Origin of the sequence: Leeuwenhoekiella parthenopeia, from assembly GCF_020782115.1 — a bacterium.
Classification (GTDB): Bacteria; Bacteroidota; Bacteroidia; order Flavobacteriales; family Flavobacteriaceae; genus Leeuwenhoekiella; species Leeuwenhoekiella parthenopeia.
This window is the reverse complement of the sequence record NZ_JAJGMW010000008.1, coordinates 100,378-121,375: the sequence shown is the minus strand read 5'-3', so window position 1 is coordinate 121,375 and position 20,998 is coordinate 100,378. Positions and strand designations below refer to the sequence as shown.

At 41.0% G+C, this 20,998-nt stretch carries 18 protein-coding genes; 6 read left to right on the top strand and 12 right to left on the bottom strand.

Going from position 1 to position 20,998, the window contains the following annotated elements; all coding sequences use genetic code 11:
• The first annotated feature begins 31 nt into the window (after nt 1-31).
• Together LLW17_RS08095 and LLW17_RS08090 are read left to right on the top strand one after the other, a co-directional pair.
• Complete coding sequence (locus LLW17_RS08095) at nt 32-790, top strand: Rossmann-like and DUF2520 domain-containing protein (RefSeq protein WP_228229751.1); 759 nt, start codon at nt 32-34, stop codon at nt 788-790.
• Entirely contained in the window at nt 780-1,313 is a 534-nt protein-coding gene (locus tag LLW17_RS08090; protein WP_228229750.1) for a KdsC family phosphatase, read from the top strand. The genes LLW17_RS08095 and LLW17_RS08090 overlap by 11 nt, the downstream gene beginning before the upstream one ends.
• A gap of 4 nt (nt 1,314-1,317) precedes the next feature.
• On the opposite strand, the gene LLW17_RS08085 is transcribed toward LLW17_RS08090, so the two are convergent.
• The 5 genes from LLW17_RS08085 to LLW17_RS08065 all read right to left on the bottom strand — a co-directional run bounded on the left by LLW17_RS08085 (nt 1,318) and on the right by LLW17_RS08065 (nt 7,444).
• Complete coding sequence (locus LLW17_RS08085) at nt 1,318-2,409, bottom strand: glycoside hydrolase family protein (protein ID WP_228229749.1); 1,092 nt, start codon at nt 2,407-2,409, stop codon at nt 1,318-1,320.
• 133 nt (nt 2,410-2,542) lie between these two features.
• Nucleotides 2,543-3,061, bottom strand: coding sequence for a DinB family protein (locus LLW17_RS08080; RefSeq protein WP_228229748.1), 519 nt, complete (start codon nt 3,059-3,061; stop codon nt 2,543-2,545).
• Between the two features lies 1 nt (nt 3,062).
• Nucleotides 3,063-5,648 carry a phosphoenolpyruvate carboxylase gene (locus tag LLW17_RS08075; protein ID WP_228229747.1) on the bottom strand — a complete coding sequence of 862 codons (2,586 nt, stop codon included), beginning with the start codon at nt 5,646-5,648 and terminating at the stop codon, nt 3,063-3,065.
• A gap of 85 nt (nt 5,649-5,733) precedes the next feature.
• Entirely contained in the window at nt 5,734-6,213 is a 480-nt protein-coding gene (locus LLW17_RS08070; RefSeq protein ID WP_009780242.1) for an Lrp/AsnC family transcriptional regulator, read from the bottom strand.
• A gap of 67 nt (nt 6,214-6,280) precedes the next feature.
• On the bottom strand, nt 6,281-7,444 hold the full coding sequence (locus LLW17_RS08065; protein ID WP_228229746.1) for a M14 family zinc carboxypeptidase: 1,164 nt from the start codon (nt 7,442-7,444) through the stop codon (nt 6,281-6,283).
• A 290-nt stretch (nt 7,445-7,734) separates the two neighbouring features.
• Here LLW17_RS08065 and LLW17_RS08060 point away from each other — a divergent pair, with 290 nt between their 5' ends.
• The 3 genes from LLW17_RS08060 (at nt 7,735) to LLW17_RS08050 (ending at nt 10,602) form a co-directional block, all read left to right on the top strand.
• On the top strand, nt 7,735-8,157 hold the full coding sequence (locus LLW17_RS08060; RefSeq protein WP_228229790.1) for a helix-turn-helix domain-containing protein: 423 nt from the start codon (nt 7,735-7,737) through the stop codon (nt 8,155-8,157).
• 39 nt (nt 8,158-8,196) lie between these two features.
• Nucleotides 8,197-8,574 (top strand): DNA topoisomerase IV, encoded by a 378-nt coding sequence (locus LLW17_RS08055; protein WP_228229745.1) that lies wholly within the window; start codon nt 8,197-8,199, stop codon nt 8,572-8,574.
• A gap of 78 nt (nt 8,575-8,652) precedes the next feature.
• Nucleotides 8,653-10,602, top strand: coding sequence for a tetratricopeptide repeat protein (locus LLW17_RS08050; protein WP_228229744.1), 1,950 nt, complete (start codon nt 8,653-8,655; stop codon nt 10,600-10,602).
• On the opposite strand, the gene LLW17_RS08045 is transcribed toward LLW17_RS08050, so the two are convergent.
• The 5 genes from LLW17_RS08045 to LLW17_RS08025 all read right to left on the bottom strand — a co-directional run bounded on the left by LLW17_RS08045 (nt 10,599) and on the right by LLW17_RS08025 (nt 18,692).
• On the bottom strand, nt 10,599-12,665 hold the full coding sequence (locus LLW17_RS08045) for a response regulator (RefSeq protein WP_228229743.1): 2,067 nt from the start codon (nt 12,663-12,665) through the stop codon (nt 10,599-10,601). The genes LLW17_RS08050 and LLW17_RS08045 overlap by 4 nt on opposite strands.
• Before the next feature lie 152 nt (nt 12,666-12,817).
• Nucleotides 12,818-13,270, bottom strand: coding sequence for a large conductance mechanosensitive channel protein MscL (gene mscL, locus LLW17_RS08040; RefSeq protein WP_228229742.1), 453 nt, complete (start codon nt 13,268-13,270; stop codon nt 12,818-12,820).
• A gap of 3 nt (nt 13,271-13,273) precedes the next feature.
• Nucleotides 13,274-15,913: a DNA gyrase/topoisomerase IV subunit A gene (locus LLW17_RS08035; RefSeq protein ID WP_228229741.1), complete on the bottom strand. Its 2,640-nt coding sequence runs from the start codon at nt 15,911-15,913 to the stop codon at nt 13,274-13,276.
• A gap of 35 nt (nt 15,914-15,948) precedes the next feature.
• Entirely contained in the window at nt 15,949-17,805 is a 1,857-nt protein-coding gene (locus LLW17_RS08030) for a DNA topoisomerase IV subunit B (protein WP_228229740.1), read from the bottom strand.
• A 209-nt stretch (nt 17,806-18,014) separates the two neighbouring features.
• Entirely contained in the window at nt 18,015-18,692 is a 678-nt protein-coding gene (locus LLW17_RS08025) for a DUF2461 domain-containing protein (protein WP_228229739.1), read from the bottom strand.
• Nucleotides 18,693-18,909: 217 nt separating this feature from the next.
• On the opposite strand from LLW17_RS08025, the gene LLW17_RS08020 reads away from it, so the two are divergent.
• Nucleotides 18,910-19,233 carry a hypothetical protein gene (locus LLW17_RS08020; RefSeq protein ID WP_228229738.1) on the top strand — a complete coding sequence of 108 codons (324 nt, stop codon included), beginning with the start codon at nt 18,910-18,912 and terminating at the stop codon, nt 19,231-19,233.
• On the opposite strand, the gene corA is transcribed toward LLW17_RS08020, so the two are convergent.
• Nucleotides 19,228-20,343, bottom strand: coding sequence for a magnesium/cobalt transporter CorA (gene corA / locus LLW17_RS08015; RefSeq protein ID WP_228229737.1), 1,116 nt, complete (start codon nt 20,341-20,343; stop codon nt 19,228-19,230). The two genes, LLW17_RS08020 and corA, sit on opposite strands and share 6 nt — an antisense overlap.
• Before the next feature lie 75 nt (nt 20,344-20,418).
• Entirely contained in the window at nt 20,419-20,964 is a 546-nt protein-coding gene (locus tag LLW17_RS08010; protein WP_228229736.1) for a type 1 glutamine amidotransferase domain-containing protein, read from the bottom strand.
• Nucleotides 20,965-20,998: the final 34 nt, after the last annotated feature.

The following is a 20,998-nucleotide window of genomic DNA, read 5'->3' as shown; positions in this document are numbered from 1 at the left end:
AGAATATGATGTTTTTGTTTACTTTTGAATCGTGATAAAACTGGCAATCATAGGTACCGGAAATGTGGCTTTTCATGTGGCAAAAGCCTTCCAAAATTCTGAAAATATTCATTTAGAAGCTGTTGCAGGCAGAAGCCCCGAAAAGCTCGAAGTCTTTTCGACTATCCCTCATCGTATTACAGACCTTAAACACCTGCCACAGGTAGATATAGTAGTCATCGCAGTAAGTGATGCAGCGATTGCCGAAGTATCGCGCCAGTTATCGGGTTATACAGGCCTCATTGTACACACTTCGGGAAGCAGCTCTATGCAGGTTTTGGAACCACATAAACATCACGGCGTATTCTATCCCTTGCAAACCTTTTCTAAATATAGTGAATTGAATTACAGAGAAATACCTTTCTGCATTGAAGCAAAGCTTGAAGCCGATTTCCAAACCCTTGAAGATCTGACTTCAGCATTAGGTGCCACATCCTATTCTGTAAATTCAGACCAAAGAGCTGCTTTACATCTGGCAGCCGTATTCGCTAATAATTTTGGAAATCATATTTTAACCGAAGCTCAGCAGATTTGTGAAGAGCGCAAGGTTTCCTTTGAATTATTAAAACCGTTGATGGAAGAAACCATTCGAAAGGCATTTAGCATTGGCCCCGAAGCAGCCCAAACCGGTCCGGCTAAACGCAGAGACACCAGTACTATTGAAAAGCAATTGAATGCCCTGCACGATCCCGAACAAAAAAAACTATACACCAGCCTTACCGAGGCCTTATTAAAACATTATGAGCGATAAAAGTTATAAAGAATACCTCAATCAGATTACCACCTTTATTTTTGATGTGGATGGCGTGATGACAGACGGCTCCCTCCTTATTGATTCGCAGGGCGAAATGCTGCGCACCATGAATGTAAAAGATGGTTACGCTCTCAAAACAGCGATCAACAAAGGTTTTAATATGTGCATCATAAGCGGCGGAACCAATGAAGGAGTGCGCAGTCGCCTGGAAGCGCTTGGTGTAAGCGATATCCATCTGGGCGCACACGCTAAAATTGAATTTCTCAACGAGTATCTGGCTAAAAATAACATAAAGGCCGAAAATGTACTCTACATGGGCGACGACATCCCCGATTATCCGGTTATGCAATTGGTAGGTCTCCCCTGTTGCCCTCAGGATGCGGTTAAGGAAATCAAGGAAGTTGCCAAATACGTTTCACACAAAAAAGGCGGGAAAGGCTGCGTACGCGATGTTATTGAGCAGGTACTTAAGGTACAGGGTAAATGGATGCAGGATTTTGATGCTGCTTTAAAAAAATAATTACTTACTCAACATCATAAACTACCCACAACGGATTCAGGTAAATATAAAATACAGGAGCAAAAGTCAAAGCTTTAACAGGTCCGGCAACTTCGGTGTAGGGCGCAATACACAGAAGCCTGTCATTTTCAAAATCGGTTTTTAAGACTGTGGGACCAAAAAGATTACGGTCTCCCAGAATTTTGGGTCCGCAGGATTCCCAGGGTCCGTCAATAGATTTTGATTTATAGACATTGATTCCTTTGCCCACCTCAGACTCCGGCTGACTTTCATCGACGCGATTGCAAACCGAAATAAGCAGGTAATAGGTATTTGAGTTTTTATCAAAAACCACTTTAGGACATTCGAGTTGGGTAAAAGACTCTTTGTCCGGCATAGCCACAGCGGGCATCAACTCATCCAGTTCATAAGAATTACCGGCTTTTTTAAGCTTCGCTCGTGCAACCGCACCACGCAGGGGACTTATTTTTGCTGCCCACAACAAACTGACCGTTTCATCTTCGTGTACAAATACAAAAGGATCTCTCCATGCCAAAATAGGGCCTCCCTCCTCGCCTTCATCATTTCCCAGCTCTGCTTCCGGACCTAGATAATATCCTTTGTCAAGGATTTCCTCGCGATCTTTTACCGGCGAAGAAATTTTAGTTTTAATCTCAGAATCCTGTTGAAACCCATCAGCAGAAACAACCAATCCAATATTCTGAATAAACGGATGCTTAGCATCGGTTTTGTCGAGAGCAGTAAATGCCGCCAATTTGTTTCCGTCAGGCAATAATTCAATCCCGCCGCTCCAAACGGTATAGGATTCAGATACGTTCCGCCAGTCTTCCGGACTTAAAAAGCAGCCTTCATCCTTCCAGCTCACACCTTCATCTGTTGACGTAAAATGACGTATGTGAAAGGGATACACGTTACGATCACTGCTTTCGAGAGGCATCCCATCGGCTTTTGCCCGCGATAAAGCCAGGCAGTACAGATGGTAAGTTCCATCTTCAAAATAGGACCAGGAGTCCCATAAATATAAAAGCGGATGAGCTATTCCGTTTGTAAAAACTTCAGGGAAAGCCGGTGGAATTAAAAACGAATGATCGTGCATATTTGGGATTTTAAAGTTCTAAAATACCAATTTTATATGGTTATGCAGAACGAAAAATCAGCGCCTCCAGGAAATGCAATAAAAAAGGCCGCATTTAAATTGCGGCCTTTACTTTAAAATATTGATGTTTAGGCTATAAATAGCGCTCCTGAATAACATTAGCGTGATGCTGGTCGTGACCGCAAATAATGAATCCCGCTGCACGTGCAGAAAGACCGCTACCGCTTGCCATACCTTTAGTAAGCAATGCCTCGTCGCTCAAACTTTTGAAGAGACTCAACGTTGCTTTTCGAATAGACTCATACTCTTCGAGCATATCGGTCAAGTCCCTTGCGTTTGCATTGGAAGGCAATACGTAATCGTCCTGCTCAAATCCCGGTAAGGGAGTCTGATCTCGACGACCGATGCATAATGCCCGGTAACCGAAAATACGTTCGGTATCCATCACATGCTGTAGAATCTCTAAAATCGTCCATTTACCCGAAGCATACGCATAATTCCATTTTTGTTTAGGAATCGCACTGTAAAAAGACAGGCTTTTAACCAGTCCCGTTTCTAAAGCACCGGTAAGATTTAAATCAGGCTGAAGCAGCTCAATATAATTCCGGTGATAGGCATTATACTCGTTATGATCCAGGTCTTCGCGCGTCATATTAAGCAGAATTTCTACTGGCGTTGATATTACCAAACAGCGAGCGAGTCACCATTTTTTCAAACATCTCCAGCTTTTTCTGGTCAGGATTCTCTTCACGCTGCATTTCCTGAATTTTCTTCAAAGCAAACTGCTGAATCGTTAAAAGCGGTAACACAATACGTTCACGCTCCTGAATGGAAGCTTTACCTGCCGGTTCTTCCTGCATCAGTTCGTCATAACCGGTAAGTTTTAATAAAACACGTTTGGTGCGCTCAAATTCTTCGTGAATCAAATCCCAGAAGGCTCCAAACTCCGGATCGTCCTGCATATACGCTGTAAGTCCAAAGAACGATTTAGTGAGGCTCATCATACTGTTTTCAAGCAGCGTTCTAAAAAACAAACTGTTGTCATACAACGATTTAACCTTGTCGAATTCACCTTTTTGTTCAAAGGCTTCAATAGCGGTACCTACACCATAAAATCCGGGAACATTTTGCTTAAGTTGCGACCATGATCCTACAAAAGGAATCGCACGCAGATCAGAGAAATTGAGCTTATCGCTACCTCCACGCTTGCTGGGGCGGCTACCAATATTGGTTTTCGCATAAAATTTCAGCGTACTCATACGCTCCAGATAACCTAAAAAGTTAGGATGAGCCTTAAAGTCTGAATAGGTTTTATAACTTATTTCAGCCAGATCCTCCATCGTCTTGCGATCGGCATCAGGAAATGCCTTTTTCTTTGGATGGAAAACCCCATTTACAATACCCGAACTCAACAACTGCTCCAGGTTGTACTGGCAGGAATCTGTTGTTCCAAAGTTAGAACTGATGGTTTGCCCCTGAACTGTAAGCTGAATTTCCTCGTCTTCAATGGTTTCACCCAAAGAAGCATAGAATTGATGCGTTTTACCACCACCACGAGCCGGAGGTCCTCCACGACCGTCAAAGAAAATAACTTTGATACCAAATTCGCGAGATACTTTAGTTAGCTCTTCTTTAGCCTTGAAAATACTCCAGTTAGCCATTAAATAACCTCCATCTTTAGTACCATCACTAAAGCCGAGCATAATGGTTTGTTTCATTCCACGCTCTTTAAGATGCGCTGCATAAACCGGATTGGAATACAACTTACGCATCACCTCGCCTGCAATTTTTAAATCGGGTACGGTTTCAAATAGCGGCACAATATCAACTGTAGGATTATCCCAACCGGCAAGATGGAACATGGAGAAAGCCTGCATCACGTTAAGACCGGTCTGATTATTACTGATGATGTAGCGGTTACAGCCACGCTCGCCATTGTATTTCTGAATATCGCGCATCGCATAGATGCTTTCAAGAGTTTTACGGGCAATATCGTCTTCTAAAGTCGCAGGATCTACAGTGCCGCGTACTTTTGCAAGAATTTCAATTTGTTCGGCTTCATCCAACTCTAAATAATTATCCGGGAAGATGCCCAAATTATCTTTTTGGCTTTGCTTAACGATTTCCTCCATCACGTGCATGTGAACCCGACTGTCCTGGCGGATGTCAAGCACTGCGAAATGATAACCAAACATGCGTATTTTGTTCAGCAAATCATCTATATCCTCCACAAACAAGCCTTCGTGTCGTTCTACCACTAAATTGCGGATGCGTCTAAGGGTAGACTCAAGCTCTTCAAGCGAAATCTTAAGCTGATCGCCCTCCAGGAAAATACTGTCGTAAAGACGACGTTCGAGATCTGAGAGCGGCGCTTCGGTACCTACAAAAGTGATACGACGACGCAGATTGCGAATATCGCGGTAATAATTTTTGATGATGGTGTTACGCAAACGAGAAGCCACTTTTAGAGTGATCTCTGTTGTTACAAATGGATTTCCATCACGGTCTCCCCCCGGCCAAAAGCCTAAATCAATCACATGATTATCGAGGGTTTCACCTTTGTAGATATTTTGTTGTAAATAGTTATAAATAAAGCTGGCCGACTTGTAGAACACATTTTCCAGATACCAGATTAAACTCACAGCCTCATCGTACGGTGTGGGTTTTTCCTTTTTATAAAAAGGAGTTTTACCCAGCTGAGAAAGGAGTTTTTTGATCATTTCGAGATCATTGTCATTTATCGCCTTGCTCAGGTCATTGATGATCCCCAAAACAGCACCCGGATAAAATTGGGTAGGATGCGCAGTAAGTACGGGACGAATTTTAAAATTTTCCAGATAAGCCTTGAGTTCTTCCGTTTTAGATTGCGCCTCAGCTTCTTCCTTGATGTTACGCAGCGTACCCCTACCGTCCATATTATTTACGATACGATATGCAGAATCTTCAATAGCATCAAATAAAACCACCTGGCGCTCGATGTATTGAATAAAACGAAACAGCAAATCATAGCGCTCAGACTCGGTAACGTCGCGCTGATACTTTTCAAAAAAGTAGTTTACAATTTTTTCGGGATTGTATTTTTTGTCATAACCACGTATGCAAATACGGTCAAAAAGCGGTAAAAGCACACCGGTATCGGTTATTCCATTAAAAGGTAAAGTCATAAACAGGCTATTATAAACCTGGTATTTTGACTTTACAAGATTATTAAAACGTTCAAGTTTCGGTTGTCTTGACATAAGTTAGTTGGTATTTAGAATAAAAAACCCTTTAACAAAATTGCCAAAGGGTTCATATTATTTTACAATAGTTCTTTGGTCTTCATTATAGATCTTGAAAAATACTGTGCATTAAACGTTTTTTATCGTTTATGCTCTCGTCAAGAGAAATCATGGTTTCGGTACGATATACTCCTTCGATATCATCAAGCATAAAGATGATGTTTTTAGCATGCTCGGTATTCTTAGCACGCACTTTACAGAAAATATTGAATTTTCCGGTCGTAACGTGAGCTACAGTAACATAAGGAATTTGGTTGATACGCTCCAAAACAAATGTAGTTTGACTTGTTTTATTGATATAGATACCTACGTAAGCTATAAAAGAGTAGCCTAGTTTAGCATAGTCAAGTGTCAACGAGGACCCAACGATAATGCCGGCTTCTTCCATCTTCTTAACACGTACGTGAACGGTACCTGCAGAAATAAGCAATTTTTTTGCGATATCGGTAAATGGTGTGCGTGTGTTTTCGATCAACATATCCAAGATCTGATGATCAACCTCGTCTAATTTGAATTTTGCCATTATTAGTTAATTTAATTATATATAAATCAAAAATAACACAAAATCACTGAATAATTCACAATAAATCTTAGGATTTTAGCGAAAACGTTGTAGGTAATTTGCCATTTACTTCTAATTCTTCAAGAATTGCCCCTTCCTGAAGTACAAAATCGGAAGAAAAAACAGGTTCAGCACCTTGAAAATCGAACTCCTTATGACCTGTATATTTTTCTAAATCAGCTATTTGAGCAATTTTAGGCACAAAATGTATTGCAGAATTGTGCAACTGCTCTTCATATTGAATCGCCAGATCTTCAATCCCTTTTTCAGGCAGCTTAAGACCTCTTAAAATGATATCGTAAAAGCATTTTTCATTCTCTGGAATCGAAAAATACGGTTTATAAGCATCGTTTTCTTCCCAATTCTTCAATATTGCCGATTCCAAAACGCCTAAAAGTGATAAAAACATAAAGGCTCTGGTTTCTTCCCGGTCATAATCTTCATGAAAATGCCCGGCTTCAAATAATAGCGTAGGAATGTTAAGCTGTTGAAGCGTATCTCCGACACAATTAATATTAAATCCGTCGTCATAACGTCCTATTTGACCCGGTATAAACGTATTGAGAATTTCAGCAAGTCGTGCTATAATCGCCATACCTTTTTTACGGGATTGGTTTACGGTGCGCAGCTCATCCTGAGACGGTGATAGAAACGATACCGTGGCACTTCTGGCAGGATTACCCACCCCAAAAATTGTACGCTGCCCGTGTAAATTGAGGCATAGATCCGGTTTAAAGCCGGTATATAACTGATGTAGGATACGGCTTTCGGGCTGAGTACGGTCCTGAGCATCGCGATTGAGGTCAACCTTATTGGCATTTACGCGCGTATAAGCCTCTGCCCCGTCCGGATTAAGCATGGGAACAAGCTTTAATGTGATTTTAGAACTCAGGTTAGCATGCTCCTTCACTTCGCTATTATCGCTTAACCACTTAAAAAGATCAAATACAGCCTTTGTAGTGGTACTCTCATTACCATGCATTTGAGACCAGCCCAAAATTTTAAAAGCACCTTTTCCCCAGGTCACAGCATGCACAGGGCGACCCTGAACAGAATCCCCTAAAAGGTCAACCTGGAAATCGCCGGAGAGATTTTGAATTAAGGGAAGTATATGTGACTGGGTTATATATCTCCCGTGAAGTGTTTTTTCCCTGGCGTTGGTATGCCAGGTTTTCAAATGTGAATAATCCATAGTAGCTATTGAATTACAAATGTAAACAATGCAATATTTACAAATGTAAACAGGTTTTTGGAATCAAGTTGTTTATTGATGTAAACACTTATTTTCTATTGTAAACTCACGCTTTGGAAAGATTCCTCACTCCTTCCTTTCGGTAATTAATTGTTTATTTTACAGGTATTTAGATATATTTATATCAATCCTAAGTTTAATACTAAATCGACTTGTTTACATTTGTAAAAACCGATTCTCCTTTTTATTTGTTACATTTGTAACTTCAAAGGGAATTGACAGATGTTACAATGGTAAACAGTGAGAAATTCGCAGAGCGACTTCAGAAAATAATGGATGAATACGATTTAAACGCTACTTCATTTGCAGATGCTATTGATGTAGGCCGCTCTTCCATTTCCCATATCGTATCCGGAAGAAACAAACCCAGCCTGGAATTTGTGATGAAAATTGTGGAAGCATTCCCCGAAGTAGAACTGTACTGGTTGCTCAACGGTAAGGGCAGTTTCCCAAAAAAGGCTGCTGTGCAGATGAAAGCTCCCCCTGCAAAAACAAATTATGAGATCGATTTTGATCAGGCTGCAAATACAGAGAGTATCCCGCCCAAACCTGTTTTGGAGAAAACAATTCCCGAAGCCTCTTCTGCCGACCTTGAAATTGAACGTATTGTTATCTTTTATAAAGACGGGACGTTCAAAAGCTTTTTACCCTAAAATAAATGCTTTGAATGAATAGTTGTAATTTTACGTATTATGAGTCGTAGCCTGTTTTATTTATTCATTTGCTTTCTTTTCTCCTCCTGTTACGATACCACGAGGGATTGCACTTCTTTTCAAAATGGTACTTTCGAATTTGAGACGTATTTAAATGGTGAGCTTGTAAAAACCACGTTTGTTCGCAACGACACTTTAGAAGTTGATTTTTTTGAAGGAAAGGCTGATAGTTCAAGTATTCGCTGGATTAATGATTGCGAGTACATCGCAAATAAACTCAACCCCAACAGTATGATGGAGCGTAAAGCGCTGCATTTTAAGATTATCACTACTTCTGAAGATTCTTATACATTTGAATACGGGATTGTGGGCGAAAGCAAAAAACAGAAGGGTTCGGTAAAAAAAGTTTCCAATTGAAGTGAATTTTGATTTAAATCAACCATCTTCGTGTAGGTGATTCAATATCAGTATATTTAGAACTTCAATCAGATTTTTATGTTCCGGAATACATCAATCTGCTCTATTCTCTTTACCGTACTTTTCAGTTCAATAGCCCTTTTCGCTTTAGAAATTAAGGCTCAACAGCCTTCCGGCACAAAAGATCCCGCTAATTACCTTTTAGAAAAGCGGTTTACCCACTATGATTCCGTCCAGAACTACCTGCGCACTTTTGCTAGAGACTCTGTTGCGCTCAAACAATTTATTCAGAACAGCAGACAAATAAATTATGCGTACGGTGAAGCTTTCGCCGAAAATAGCCTGGGTGTTCTGTACCGTGATATTTCCAAATACAATCTTGCCTTAAATCATCATGATAAGGCTCTGGAAATCGCCCGTGAACTTGATGATGTTGAGCTTGAAGTTTCTGCTCTTAATATGACGGGGGTGGTTTACCGGCGCATCGATGCCGTGCGTTCTGCCCTGGATAAGCATAATGCGGCACTCGAGCTTGCAGAACGTGAAGAAAACCCTTCTAAAACACTGCTCAAGGGTATCGCCATTTCCCTTAACAGTATAGGCAATATTTACCTGCTGCTGCGCGACTACGATATGGCTGAGTCCTATTTTAAAAGAGCCATTATACGGGAAGAAGAGCTGGGAAGTGATCTGGGACTCGCTATTAATTTTGCCAATTTGGGCATTGCCTACGAAGAGCGTGAACAATTTGATGAAGCCTTAGTGAATTACCGCAAATCGCTTGCATACAACAATAAAATCAACAGCGATCTGGGTCGGGTCATTTGCAACAACAGCATTGCTCAGGTTTATCTCAAACAAGGCAGAGCCCGGGAAGCCCTGGATCTCATTGAGGCATCTATGGATGATGTAAACACTATAGGCGATCAGTTTTATATCGCTCTGGCAAATATAAATCTGGGTTGGGCTCATAGCGAACTCAAAAATTATCCGGAAGCCGAACGTTTCCTGCTTAAGGGAATGGAGCTGTCAAAAGAAAAAAACTACAAGCAATTTTTAAGTATGGCTTACATGCACCTGTCCCAGCTTAACGAGGCTCGTCTTAATTATGAGCAGGCTCTTGAGTTTCAGCGTTTATCTCAGGACGTGCAGGCCGAATATCTAAATGAGGCTAACCATAAATACGTTTCTGATCTCAATTTAAAATACGATAGTGAGCAAAAGCGCAATATGATAAGCCTTCTGGAGCAAAAGAATAAGCTTGCGGAAGTAAAACTCAATCAGGCCCGAAAGAACAATATTTTTATTTTGGTGCTTTTTTCCCTGATTTTTCTGCTCCTGTTTTTTGGGTACAGGCAATACCGCTTAAAGAATCAAAAAGAGCAACTCAAGGCCGAACAAAAGCTGATGCGTTCTCAGATGAATCCGCATTTTATCTTTAATGCCTTGTTATCTATACGCATCTACCTGCAGAATCATAACGTTGAAGAAGCCATTGATTATCTGGGGCAGTTTGCAAAGCTTATACGCTCTATTTTATCGAGTTCTCTGGCAAAAGAAAACACGCTTCAGGAAGAACTGGAAACCATGCAATTGTACATCAATATCGAAAACATTAGATTTTGTAATGAAATAGAAACAAAGCTTCATATTGATGATTCCATTAATCTGGAAGAGGTAAAAATACCTGCTCTAATCTTACAGCCTTTTGTAGAAAATGCATTGTGGCATGGCTTACAGCCCAAAGAGGGCAAAAAGGAGCTCGCTATTGATGTGACCAGAAAAAATGATAAGTATGTAAACATCAGTATTACCGACAATGGTATAGGTCGCGCCAAAACTATGGAAATCCTCAAAGACAAACGCAACACTCAGAAAAAGTCTATTGGTATTGATCTTACGTTAAGCAGATTACAGTCTTTTTCCAAAAATTTGGACAACAACTATAAACTGCACATCGTCGATTTATATAATGATCAACAGCAGGCTCTGGGAACCCGGGTGCTTTTAGATTTACCCTTACGTTAAATCGCGGTACGGGAAGGTGGTTTTTGAAATTTCTCCCTGAGGATCGCAAGCAACTTGGTTTTGTCTATGGGTTTGGTTAGGTAGTTATCCATTCCGCTTTCTAGACCTTCTGATATGGAAAGTGATGTTGTATCTGCCGAAAGTCCTAAAACCACTACATCAGGATGATCTTCCTTAATTTTGCGCGTAGCCTCAAAACCATCCATTTCGGGCATATGCACATCCATAAAAATGAGGTCGTAGGTTTTGGTCTGGCATTTCTGAACCGCTTCGAGCCCATTTTTAGCACTGTCGGAATGAAGCCCCAAACGCTTTAGCAACTCACTGAGTATTATAATATTCAGTTTATTGTCATCAACGATAAGCACATCTAAAGGGGGTAAATCTGCCAAAAGCTTGCTGCTCAGGTGAATCTCTTCTTTTTTGTGAAGGCCATTAAAAGCCAAATGAATTATAAACTCTGAACCCGTTCCTTCTTCGCTCATCACTTCAATATTGCCACCTAAAAGCTGTACCAGTTTCCCTGAAATAGCCAACCCGAGTCCGCCACCGGAATGCTTTTTACGAATTCCTGAATCCAGCTGTGTAAAGCGGTCAAAAATGGTGTCTATTTTGTCTTTCGGGATTCCAATTCCGGTATCTTTTATGCTTATCGCCACATATAACTGCTCTCCCTGTTCGTGTTCCGAATAGGTAAGTGTTATGTTTCCGCTTTGCGTAAATTTTATGGCGTTGAGCAGGATATTGCCTATTATTTGCTCAAATTTACTGCGATCGCCATTTACATAGTTTTTTGCTTTGGTCTGTACATCTACAATAAATTTCAGTCCCTTTTCCTCAATCGCCTTACGGTTGAAGGAGGTGACATTGGCGATCACCGATACCGGAGAAAACTCAACGCTGTAAATGCCCGAAGAACCCGATTCGAGCTTGTCCATACGCAGTAAATCGTTTATCAAGCCCAATAATTTCCTTGAATTTTCGCGTAACAGAGCTTTATATCTTGGATCCTCAGCTTTTTCGGGATCGGTTTCCATAAGGTCTGCAATCCCAACAATAGCATTGAGCGGGGTGCGTATTTCGTGACTCATATTTGAAAGAAACGAAGCCTTTGCTTCAACGGCGTTTTGTGCAATTTCGGTTTGCTGCTGAAACTCCCGGTTGAGTATCATTAAGTTTTGGTTGGCCTCAAGTGCAATCCTGGTTGCACGACGCGACTTGCTGTGTAAAAATTTGAGTAATCCAATCGCTAAAGAGAGAAAAATACCACATATCAATGCATAGTTGGCCACCCTCGAAGAATCTGCAACGACATCCGGATTGGCAAACGTGAGGTTGAAACTCCAGGATTCATTTTGATCTGCATCTAATACAAGATTGGTTTCAAAGATATACTCCGGGTCCTTCTGCGCTAAATCGTAATTATTAAAATCGTAGAAGCGCGTCCCCTGCTCGTCCTCAATTTTTATGGAATAATCTCCCAGATACGAACTGAGCCTGTTAAACTCATCATTAAAATCCATCCCTCCGGTTATGGTTCCCTGAAATTCACCATTATAAAATACGGGGACATCGATTAGGAACGAGAACCCACCCTGGGTAAGACTGGTCCACTGAGAAATGTTAATCTTGTGCGCATTACCCATATTTCGCCAGTCTTCATACCGCCAGTCAAGATTTTTGATATCAAGCCCCTTAACCGCTTTATTTTCGTTTAGAGGGACGACCTCTTCAATGATCCCATTATTGTTTATGAATTCTACAAATTCAAGCGATTCGTTTTGAATGAGTAATCGCTGTGCATCATCTTTCCAGTAATCAAAGTACAAACCTTCTGTTTCTTCAATACGCTGTGCAATGTCCCGCAATGACTGAACATTTTTTTCAACCGTACGTTTAAAATCCTGAGCTGCAAGACTACCGCTTAATTGAATCTGATTTGTAAGGCGTTCGGGCAGTTGCTTTTTGAAATAGCTGTATAGCGTAAGGCAAATTAATGCAGGTATTAAAAAGAAAACACCCGCCAACCAGTATGATCTTAATGAAGGTTTGGGTGTGGTCATAAAAACATGTATAGTTTAGGCTTACTAAAATATTGAATTTTAACGCATTTTAGCAAAAATAATCTGTCATTTACCGATGAACTACACAACTAATTGAAATTTCCAAGTAAAAAAAAGTATAAAAGGGAGTTTTTGGAGAAATTGGAAGGCTTTTATTCCCTGCGGATGGTCTTTTCTTTTAGCATGCGGTTTTGTTCTTCAAGCAATTCATTCATTCGCGCCATAAGCTGAATCTCTTTAGGAGTCTCAACCGTAGGGTTGTTTTCGTCCTCGCTTTTAGCCTTTAGGGCATTCATTAATTTCATAACGATAAAAACGACCAAAGCTATTATGAAAAAGTCTATAAATACACTTATAAGCTCTCCATAACCAATAGACACGACTTCTACGTTTGTACCATCGGCCTGTGTATAGGCTTCTCTTAAAACAATTTGTTTATCTTCAAAATTGACCCCATCGGTGAGTAAAGTTAACGGGGGCATCATAACCTGTTTGACTAAAACGTCAATGACTTTTTGAAATGCAGCACCAATAATCACCCCAATGGCGATGTCTACCATATTGCCTTTTACGGCAAACTTTTTAAATTCCTGAATTAATCCCATAGTTTAAAAAAGAGATCCCTGTGTGCCGTCGCCTTTAGGTGAATCAGGATCAGTCGTATCTGCGTCTGTATCAGTCTCTGAATGATCATCTGCAGCATCGTAGGTCTCCACCTCTTCTTCCTGCTCTTCCTCGTAAGGTAAGGGTTCCAGTAAATTGATTTGTTTGAGTTTTTCGGTGTAAAATTGGTTTCCAAGAGCGGTAATACCCTTAACAGCTATAAAGTCTTCAATATTTACGGTTTCATTGGGCTTTTGATCTTTGCCGCGTTCTTTATAAAAGACCATTTCGACCACCGGTCTGTAATCTGTAGAAACAATCTCGAGCTGGGTATCTTTATGTTCAGAAACAAAACTTTCTTCCTTCTCCGGATTTTCAATTAAAAAGCGTTTAACATAATAGCGCTCCCGGTTCCCGTCCCAGTAAATTGCCGATATGGGTTTTTCGGGAATCCATTTTTCAAGAACGATGATTTTGTCATCAAATCGCGTGGTGAGTTCGGGCACAATAGTTTTGGCAACCCCATCCTGAGTTACGATTAACAGGCGGTCTTCTCCTTTAAACTCGCCTAAAAGTTCACCCCGGCCGTCTACATTAAGACGCTGTACCGAATCGTCAAACCAGACTTTGCGCGGTTTTAAGGTTGAAACTCCCTTTTCTTTAAGCTCAATGGTACGTACGGCATGCTTCGTTACAATATTACCATTGGCATTGCGCCCTTTGATGAGAATTTCTGAAAAATCCAGATCAAATTTGAGTTTTTTGACATTTCCTATTGATCGTAAATACACCGAAACAACTTCCGCTTCTCCATTGGGGTTTGCCGAAAAATACCAGACATGCGAACCTTTTTTACCTTTGGTCATATCGTACTCTCGATCCCGCGTCGTACTGGTAACGTTGAACCGTTTTACATAGGTCGCGCCCCCTTTTCCGTCCCGGTAAATCATATTGTAAATGGTGCGCTTGTCTTTTTTCTTATAAACGGCAACATGAATAATGTCTTTACCTATAAAGGTTTTGCTGTCTACCTTGGTCACCATCATTTTACCCTCTTTGGTAAAAACAATAATGTCGTCTATATCTGCACAATCTGTAACATATTCGTCCTTTTTAAGTGCTGTACCCACAAAACCTTCTTTACGATTTACATAGAGTTTGGTATTGCGAATGACCACTTTAGAGGCTTCAATATCATCAAAGAGTTTAATTTCGGTTTTACGCTCGCGACCTGCGCCGTATTCCTTTTTTAAACGCTTAAAGTAATCGATGGCAAACTCGGTGAGATGAGCCAAATGATGTTTTACCTGAGCGATCTGATCTTCAAGCGCTTCAATTTTTTGCTGCGCTTTATCAATATCAAATTTAGAGATACGTTTGATACGTATTTCGGTAAGGCGCACGAGATCTTCCTCTACAACAGGACGCTTTAAGTGTGCGATATGAGGTTTTAAACCTTCATCAATGGCTTTAAGTACTCCTTCCCAGGTTTCTTCTTCTTCAATTTCCCGGTAGATGCGGTTTTCAATAAAAATACGCTCAAGTGACGCGTAATGCCATTGATTCTCCAGCTCTTCCAGCTGAATCTCGAGTTCCTGACGCAGCAAATCTTTGGTGCGTTCGGTTGAAATACGCAACATTTCGCTTACCCCAACAAAGAGCGGCTTGTTGTCTTCAATAACACAACCCAATGGCGAAATGGAAACTTCGCAATTGGTAAACGCAAACAATGCACCTATAGTCTTGTCGGGAGAAAGGCCGGGTGGCAGGTGAATAAGGATTTCAACCTCGGAAGAGGTATTATCCTCAATCTTTTTTATTTTAATCTTTCCTTTATCATTTGCTTTTAAAATACTGTCTATCAGCGATGTGGTGGTGGTGCTAAACGGTATTTCGGTAACAACTAAAGTATTCTTATCCAGCTGATTGATTTTGGCTCTGACCCGTACTCTTCCGCCACGTTTTCCGTCTCTGTAATCGCTGAAATCGGCTTCACCGGCAGAGGGAAAATCGGGTAAAAGCTTGAATTTTTTCCCCTGTAAATGCCTGATGGAACCGTCGATGAGTTCAATAAAATTATGGGGTAAAACTTTGGTACTCAAACCTACCGCAATACCTTCGGCTCCCTGAGCGAGCAATAATGGGAATTTAACCGGAAGATTTATGGGTTCTTTACGCCGCCCGTCATAAGAGGCCTGCCAGCTTGTGATTTTAGGGCTAAAAAGTACTTCCAGCGCAAATTTTGAGAGCCGTGCTTCAATATATCGTGATGCCGCAGCACTATCGCCGGTAAGGGTATTCCCCCAGTTACCCTGAGTATCAATGAGCAAATCTTTTTGCCCCATTTGCACCATCGCATCGGCAATACTCGCATCTCCGTGGGGATGGTACTGCATGGTATGCCCTACGATATTGGCAACCTTGTTGTAACGCCCGTCATCCAGATCTTTCATCGAATGCATAATACGCCGCTGCACCGGTTTAAAACCGTCTTCAATTGCAGGAACCGCACGCTCCAGAATTACATACGAGGCATAATCGAGAAACCAGTCTTTAAACATCCCGGTAACACGGGTGATGGTCTCTCCTGAATTAAGCTCTTCAGATGGGTCTAAATTAGGATCTTCGTAATTTTCTTCGCTCATAGTGATCTGACTGGCAGAATATTGGGGATTATCGTTTAATTCTCTAAAACCGGATCGAGTTCTACTTTCAGGTTATTGATGATAAACTTTTGACGGTCCGGGGTGTTTTTGCCCATATAGAATTCGAGGATTTCTTCGATAGACATGGTCTCGTCAAGCATAATAGGCGCCAGACGAATACTATCGCCAATGAAATGTTTAAACTCATCTGGGGAAATTTCACCCAAACCTTTAAATCGTGTAATTTCAGGTTTACCGTTCAACTCCTCAATCGCATCCCGGCGCTCCTGCTCGCTGTAACAGTAAATGGTTTTTTTCTTGTTACGTACCCGAAATAAAGGCGTTTCTAAAATATAGAGATGCCCTTCTTTAATCAATTCCGGGAAAAACTGCAGGAAAAAGGTAATGAGCAGTAACCGGATGTGCATCCCGTCAACATCGGCATCGGTAGCGATCACAATATTGTTATACCGCAGGTCTTCCATAGACTCTTCAATGTTGAGTGCCGATTGTAACAGGTTAAATTCTTCATTCTCATACACGATTTTCTTGGTCATATTGTACGAGTTGAGCGGCTTTCCGCGTAAGCTGAACACCGCCTGCGTATTTACATCACGGGATTTGGTAATCGATCCAGAAGCCGAATCCCCCTCTGTAATAAACAAAGTGCTCTCGAGGTTGCGTTCCTTTTTACTATCTGTTAAATGGATGCGGCAATCGCGTAGTTTTTTGTTATGCAGACTTGCTTTTTTAGCCCGTTCTTTGGCCAGTTTACGTATTCCGCTAAGTTCGGTGCGCTCCCGTTCTGCCTGTAAAATCTTGCGTTGAATCTTATCTGCGGTTTCGGGATTTTTATGCAGGTAATTATCAAGATTGGTTTTCAAAAAATCGTTGATATAGGTACGCACCGTTGGAAGGTCGCCGCCCATATCGGTTGAGCCCAGTTTGGTTTTGGTCTGCGACTCAAAAACAGGCTCCATAACCTTGATGCTTATCGCCGAGACAATAGATTTTCTGATGTCTGAAGCATCGTAGTTTTTATTGAAGAATTCCCGTATGGTTTTTACTACCGCTTCGCGAAAAGCTGCCAGATGCGTTCCTCCCTGAGTAGTATTTTGACCGTTAACAAAAGAGTGGTATTCTTCAGAATATTGTGTGCGGCTGTGGGTCATCGCCACTTCAATATCGTCACCGCGCAAGTGAATTATGGGGTAGAGAACATCGTTCTCGGCAATACGGTCTCCCAATAAATCTTTAAGACCGTTTTCGGAGTAAAACTTTTCACCGTTAAACACAATGGTAAGTCCGGGATTGAGATAAACGTAGTTTTTAAGCATACGCGCCACATACTCGTTACGGTATTTGTAGTTTTTAAAAATGGTTTCATCAGGCACAAAGGTTACTTTGGTTCCCTTTCTGCGTGAGGTTTCCTCTAAAAACTCCTCGTCTTTGAGGTTTCCGCGTTCAAACTCTGCAGCTGCCGATTTACCATCGCGGGTAGATTCTACCCTGAAATATTCAGAAAGAGCATTAACCGCTTTGGTACCTACCCCGTTAAGACCAACCGATTTTTTAAAGGCCCGGGAATCGTATTTACCTCCGGTATTCATTTTAGAAACCACATCAACCACCTTACCCAGCGGAATCCCACGACCGTAATCGCGTATGATTACCCGGGTTCCCTGAATACTCACCTCTATGGTTTTACCGGCACCCATCACATACTCGTCAATCGAGTTGTCAAGCACTTCTTTTAGCAGAATGTAAATCCCGTCATCGGCGCTTGAACCATCTCCCAGTTTCCCAATGTACATACCGGGACGCATACGAATGTGTTCCTTCCAGTCAAGGGATCTGATATTATCTTCGGTATATTTAGTTTCTTCTGACATACGTGTATTGCCTTAAAAGCCGGTTGTAAGGCGTTAAAAATGCATTAAGTTAAACCTGGTGAGGTGTACCTCAACCTGTTTAGTCTCGATTATCGAGAAGCGGGATGATTGCTAATATAGGACTTCAACGACGGTTTTTAAAGCCGAAAAAATCAAAGTAATTAACAAAGTTTTCAAGAATTGAAAAATGACTTCTTATGGATTGAAAATCAGATAATAGGTTCGCCGTTAAGATCAGTGGTTAGAACTTCGGTCATATAATCAAAAAAAGGAAGCATTAACCGGAAATAGCTCAGCACCTGATCCTGAAAATCAGGGTGAAGCACTTCCTCATCTGTAAAATCGTGCTTTATGGCAAATTTCTTGTTTCGTATCAGGTCGATATTGGGATCTTCCTTGCTAAAGCCTTTTGGAGCGGTTTTTACCACATCATCCTCCATAAAACCTCCAAATGCTTTTTTAAACTCCTTTTGTGAAAGTATATCGCGTATGGGCTGCGCGTCAACTTCAAATTCTTTACGAATACGCAATAAATCTGCCGGTTGAGGAGCGAAAAAGCCACCTCCTACAAAACTTTTTCCGGGTGCGATCTGCAAGTAATAACTTCCTCTTCGCGTCACGCCTTCCCGGTAGAAAATTACGCTTCGATTTGTTTTGTAAGGCTGTTTATTTTTACTGAAGCGCACATCTCTGTAAATACGAAACACCTTTTCGCGCTCGATCCCATCAAACTGCTGCATGCGCTCCCGCGTGTCCTTACAAAAGGCTTTAAACTCCTGCTCCAGTTTTTTAAAACGGCTTTTGTGCTCGTCAAACCACTCGCGGTTGTTGTTTTGTTTTAACTCGTTTAGAAATTCAAAATAGGCGGCAGGTAGCTGCTTTGCCATAACTTGTATTTTTTAGGTGTTTATTTTAGGGTCTAAACAATGCTTTTTAAACATTTAGTTTTAAAATTGGTATTTTTAGTACTACTCAAATATAACCTAATTATGGGTACAACACGACCCTCCCAACGTTATTGGATTATTACCGTATTGGCTTTTTTGTGGAATTTGATCGGCTTTTTTAGGTATACCAATCAGGTCTTTATGAGCAATAAGCACCTTGCCGAATTACCTGCAAGAGGCTCAGTTGATTACCGAAATCCCGCAATGGGTAAACGGCATTTATACCGTAGCTGTAATTACCGGATTGTTGGGGAGTGTTTTCTTAATTATACGCCGGGGTACTGCTGTTACTTTATTTGGAATCTCTTTACTTGCGATACTTGTTCAAATGGGATACTCCCTTTTTAGCATGGATTCCATAGAGGTGTATGGAATGGTACAGGGCCTTATAATTCCTGTTTTACAATTGGGTGTATCTGTTTTTCTGGTAATATTCAGCAAAAGAAGTGCTCAAAAGGGCTATTTGATTCCCGCATCATAGCCATTTTTTCCGCTTAAAATAATAGAGCAGCAGAAAAAATATGACGATCATTAGACCCCACAGGTAAAAATAACCATAGCGCCAGCTTAACTCCGGGATGTATTCAAAATTCATCCCATAAATTCCTGCCATAAACGTAAGCGGTATGAATATACTGGAGATGATGGTAAGTACTTTCATAACCTCATTCATACGGTTGCTGATGGTAGTCATATACATATCCATAAGTCCCCAGGTCATCTCCCGATAGATATCAATACTATCAGAAACCTGAGTGACGTGATCGTATAAATCCCGGATGTAGGTTACCGTGCGCTGGTCTATAAGCTGACTATCCATTTTTTCCAGACGGTTTACGACTTCTCTAAACGGAAAAACCGCCTTTCTAAGACGTAATACCTCGCGTTTTAAATCCTGAATATCCTGTGTAATGTCTTGTTCGGCCTGGTTCGCAAATAAAACATCCTCCAGCGTTTCGATACGATCGCTCATATTTTCAATCAACGTAAAATAATGATCCACCACAGCATCCATGATTGCAAACATCAGGTAGTCTGCACCCGCGTTACGCACGCGGCCTTTACCGTTTGTTATACGCGTACGCAGGGAATCGAGCACGTCTCCGTCTGCTTCCTGAAAGGTAATCAGGTAGTTTTCGCCCAGCACCAGACTGATGTGTTCATTCATAAATTCTCCCTTCTCATTAAAATAGAGCATCTTAAATACCACAAACAAATAATTGGGATACTCGTCAATTTTGGGACGCTGGTTGGTGTCTACAATGTCTTCAAGAATAAGCGGATGCAGATCATAATGCTGCCCGAGTTTCTCGATCTGATCGGTAAGTGCAAGACCATTAACATTGATCCATGAAATCTCGCCGGGATTGTGTTTATCAAAAGCTATCGAGACATCACTGCCCTGCTCTACTTTATAAGTATCTGGTGTGTATTCTATAAGCTCAACAGACACGTGCTTCTGCTCTTTACTCCCGGTATAGGTAAGCGTGCCCGGCACATCATTCTTCAGCAACTTGTGTGCACTCTTAATTTTAGGGATTCTGGGTAGTCTGGGAAGTTTTGGTTTCTTCAGTTTTATGTTTTTGGCCATATTTAGATTCTAATAAATTTAAAAATAGAAAAAGTCCGTCAAAGACGGACTTTCCCAATACTATTTTAAATCAATTTAGGCATGTTGTAACTCGTGCTTACCTTCTTTAATCTCTTCGATTAATTTGGCATTAAATGCCGGTAAATCATCAGGATTTCTACTGGTTACAAAGCCCTGATCTACAACAACTTCTTCATCTACCCATTCAGCTCCTGCATTGATGAGATCATCTTTAATAGAGTTGAAAGAGGTCATTTTTCTGCCTTTTACCACTCCGGCACTAATTAATGTCCAGGGTGCGTGGCAAATAGCTGCTACGGGCTTGTGTTGCTCGAAAAAATCCCTTACAAATGATAAGGCATCTTCATTTCTTCGTAACTTATCTGGATTTATTACTCCGCCCGGAAGTACCAGTGCGTTATATTCACTTGCACGTACTTCAGACAAGGTTTTATCTACTTTATATTCATCTCCCCAGTCTGTGGATGCCCAGGCTCTGATTTTTCCGGCTTCTTCACTTATAATATGTACTTCAAAACCTTCTTTTTTCATCGCTTCCAATGGAGAAGTTAATTCTACTTCTTCAAATCCGTTTGTGGCTAATATTGCTATCTTTTTCATATCTGATTAAATTTTTCGGTTATTAATTTATACT

Excerpts from the sequence above, each read along its gene's own strand:
- LLW17_RS08090 (WP_228229750.1), top strand. The coding sequence starts at position 780 with ATGAGCGATAAAAGTTATAAAGAATACCTCAATCAGATTACCACCTTT.
- LLW17_RS08085 (WP_228229749.1), bottom strand. The coding sequence starts at position 2,409 with ATGCACGATCATTCGTTTTTAATTCCACCGGCTTTCCCTGAAGTTTTT.
- LLW17_RS08080 (WP_228229748.1), bottom strand. The coding sequence starts at position 3,061 with ATGACGCGCGAAGACCTGGATCATAACGAGTATAATGCCTATCACCGG.
- LLW17_RS08075 (WP_228229747.1), bottom strand. The coding sequence starts at position 5,648 with ATGTCAAGACAACCGAAACTTGAACGTTTTAATAATCTTGTAAAGTCA.
- LLW17_RS08070 (WP_009780242.1), bottom strand. The coding sequence starts at position 6,213 with ATGGCAAAATTCAAATTAGACGAGGTTGATCATCAGATCTTGGATATG.
- LLW17_RS08065 (WP_228229746.1), bottom strand. The coding sequence starts at position 7,444 with ATGGATTATTCACATTTGAAAACCTGGCATACCAACGCCAGGGAAAAA.
- LLW17_RS08060 (WP_228229790.1), top strand. The coding sequence starts at position 7,735 with ATGGTAAACAGTGAGAAATTCGCAGAGCGACTTCAGAAAATAATGGAT.
- LLW17_RS08055 (WP_228229745.1), top strand. The coding sequence starts at position 8,197 with ATGAGTCGTAGCCTGTTTTATTTATTCATTTGCTTTCTTTTCTCCTCC.
- LLW17_RS08050 (WP_228229744.1), top strand. The coding sequence starts at position 8,653 with ATGTTCCGGAATACATCAATCTGCTCTATTCTCTTTACCGTACTTTTC.
- LLW17_RS08045 (WP_228229743.1), bottom strand. The coding sequence starts at position 12,665 with ATGACCACACCCAAACCTTCATTAAGATCATACTGGTTGGCGGGTGTT.
- mscL (WP_228229742.1), bottom strand. The coding sequence starts at position 13,270 with ATGGGATTAATTCAGGAATTTAAAAAGTTTGCCGTAAAAGGCAATATG.
- LLW17_RS08035 (WP_228229741.1), bottom strand. The coding sequence starts at position 15,913 with ATGAGCGAAGAAAATTACGAAGATCCTAATTTAGACCCATCTGAAGAG.
- LLW17_RS08030 (WP_228229740.1), bottom strand. The coding sequence starts at position 17,805 with ATGTCAGAAGAAACTAAATATACCGAAGATAATATCAGATCCCTTGAC.
- LLW17_RS08025 (WP_228229739.1), bottom strand. The coding sequence starts at position 18,692 with ATGGCAAAGCAGCTACCTGCCGCCTATTTTGAATTTCTAAACGAGTTA.
- corA (WP_228229737.1), bottom strand. The coding sequence starts at position 20,343 with ATGGCCAAAAACATAAAACTGAAGAAACCAAAACTTCCCAGACTACCC.
- LLW17_RS08010 (WP_228229736.1), bottom strand. The coding sequence starts at position 20,964 with ATGAAAAAGATAGCAATATTAGCCACAAACGGATTTGAAGAAGTAGAA.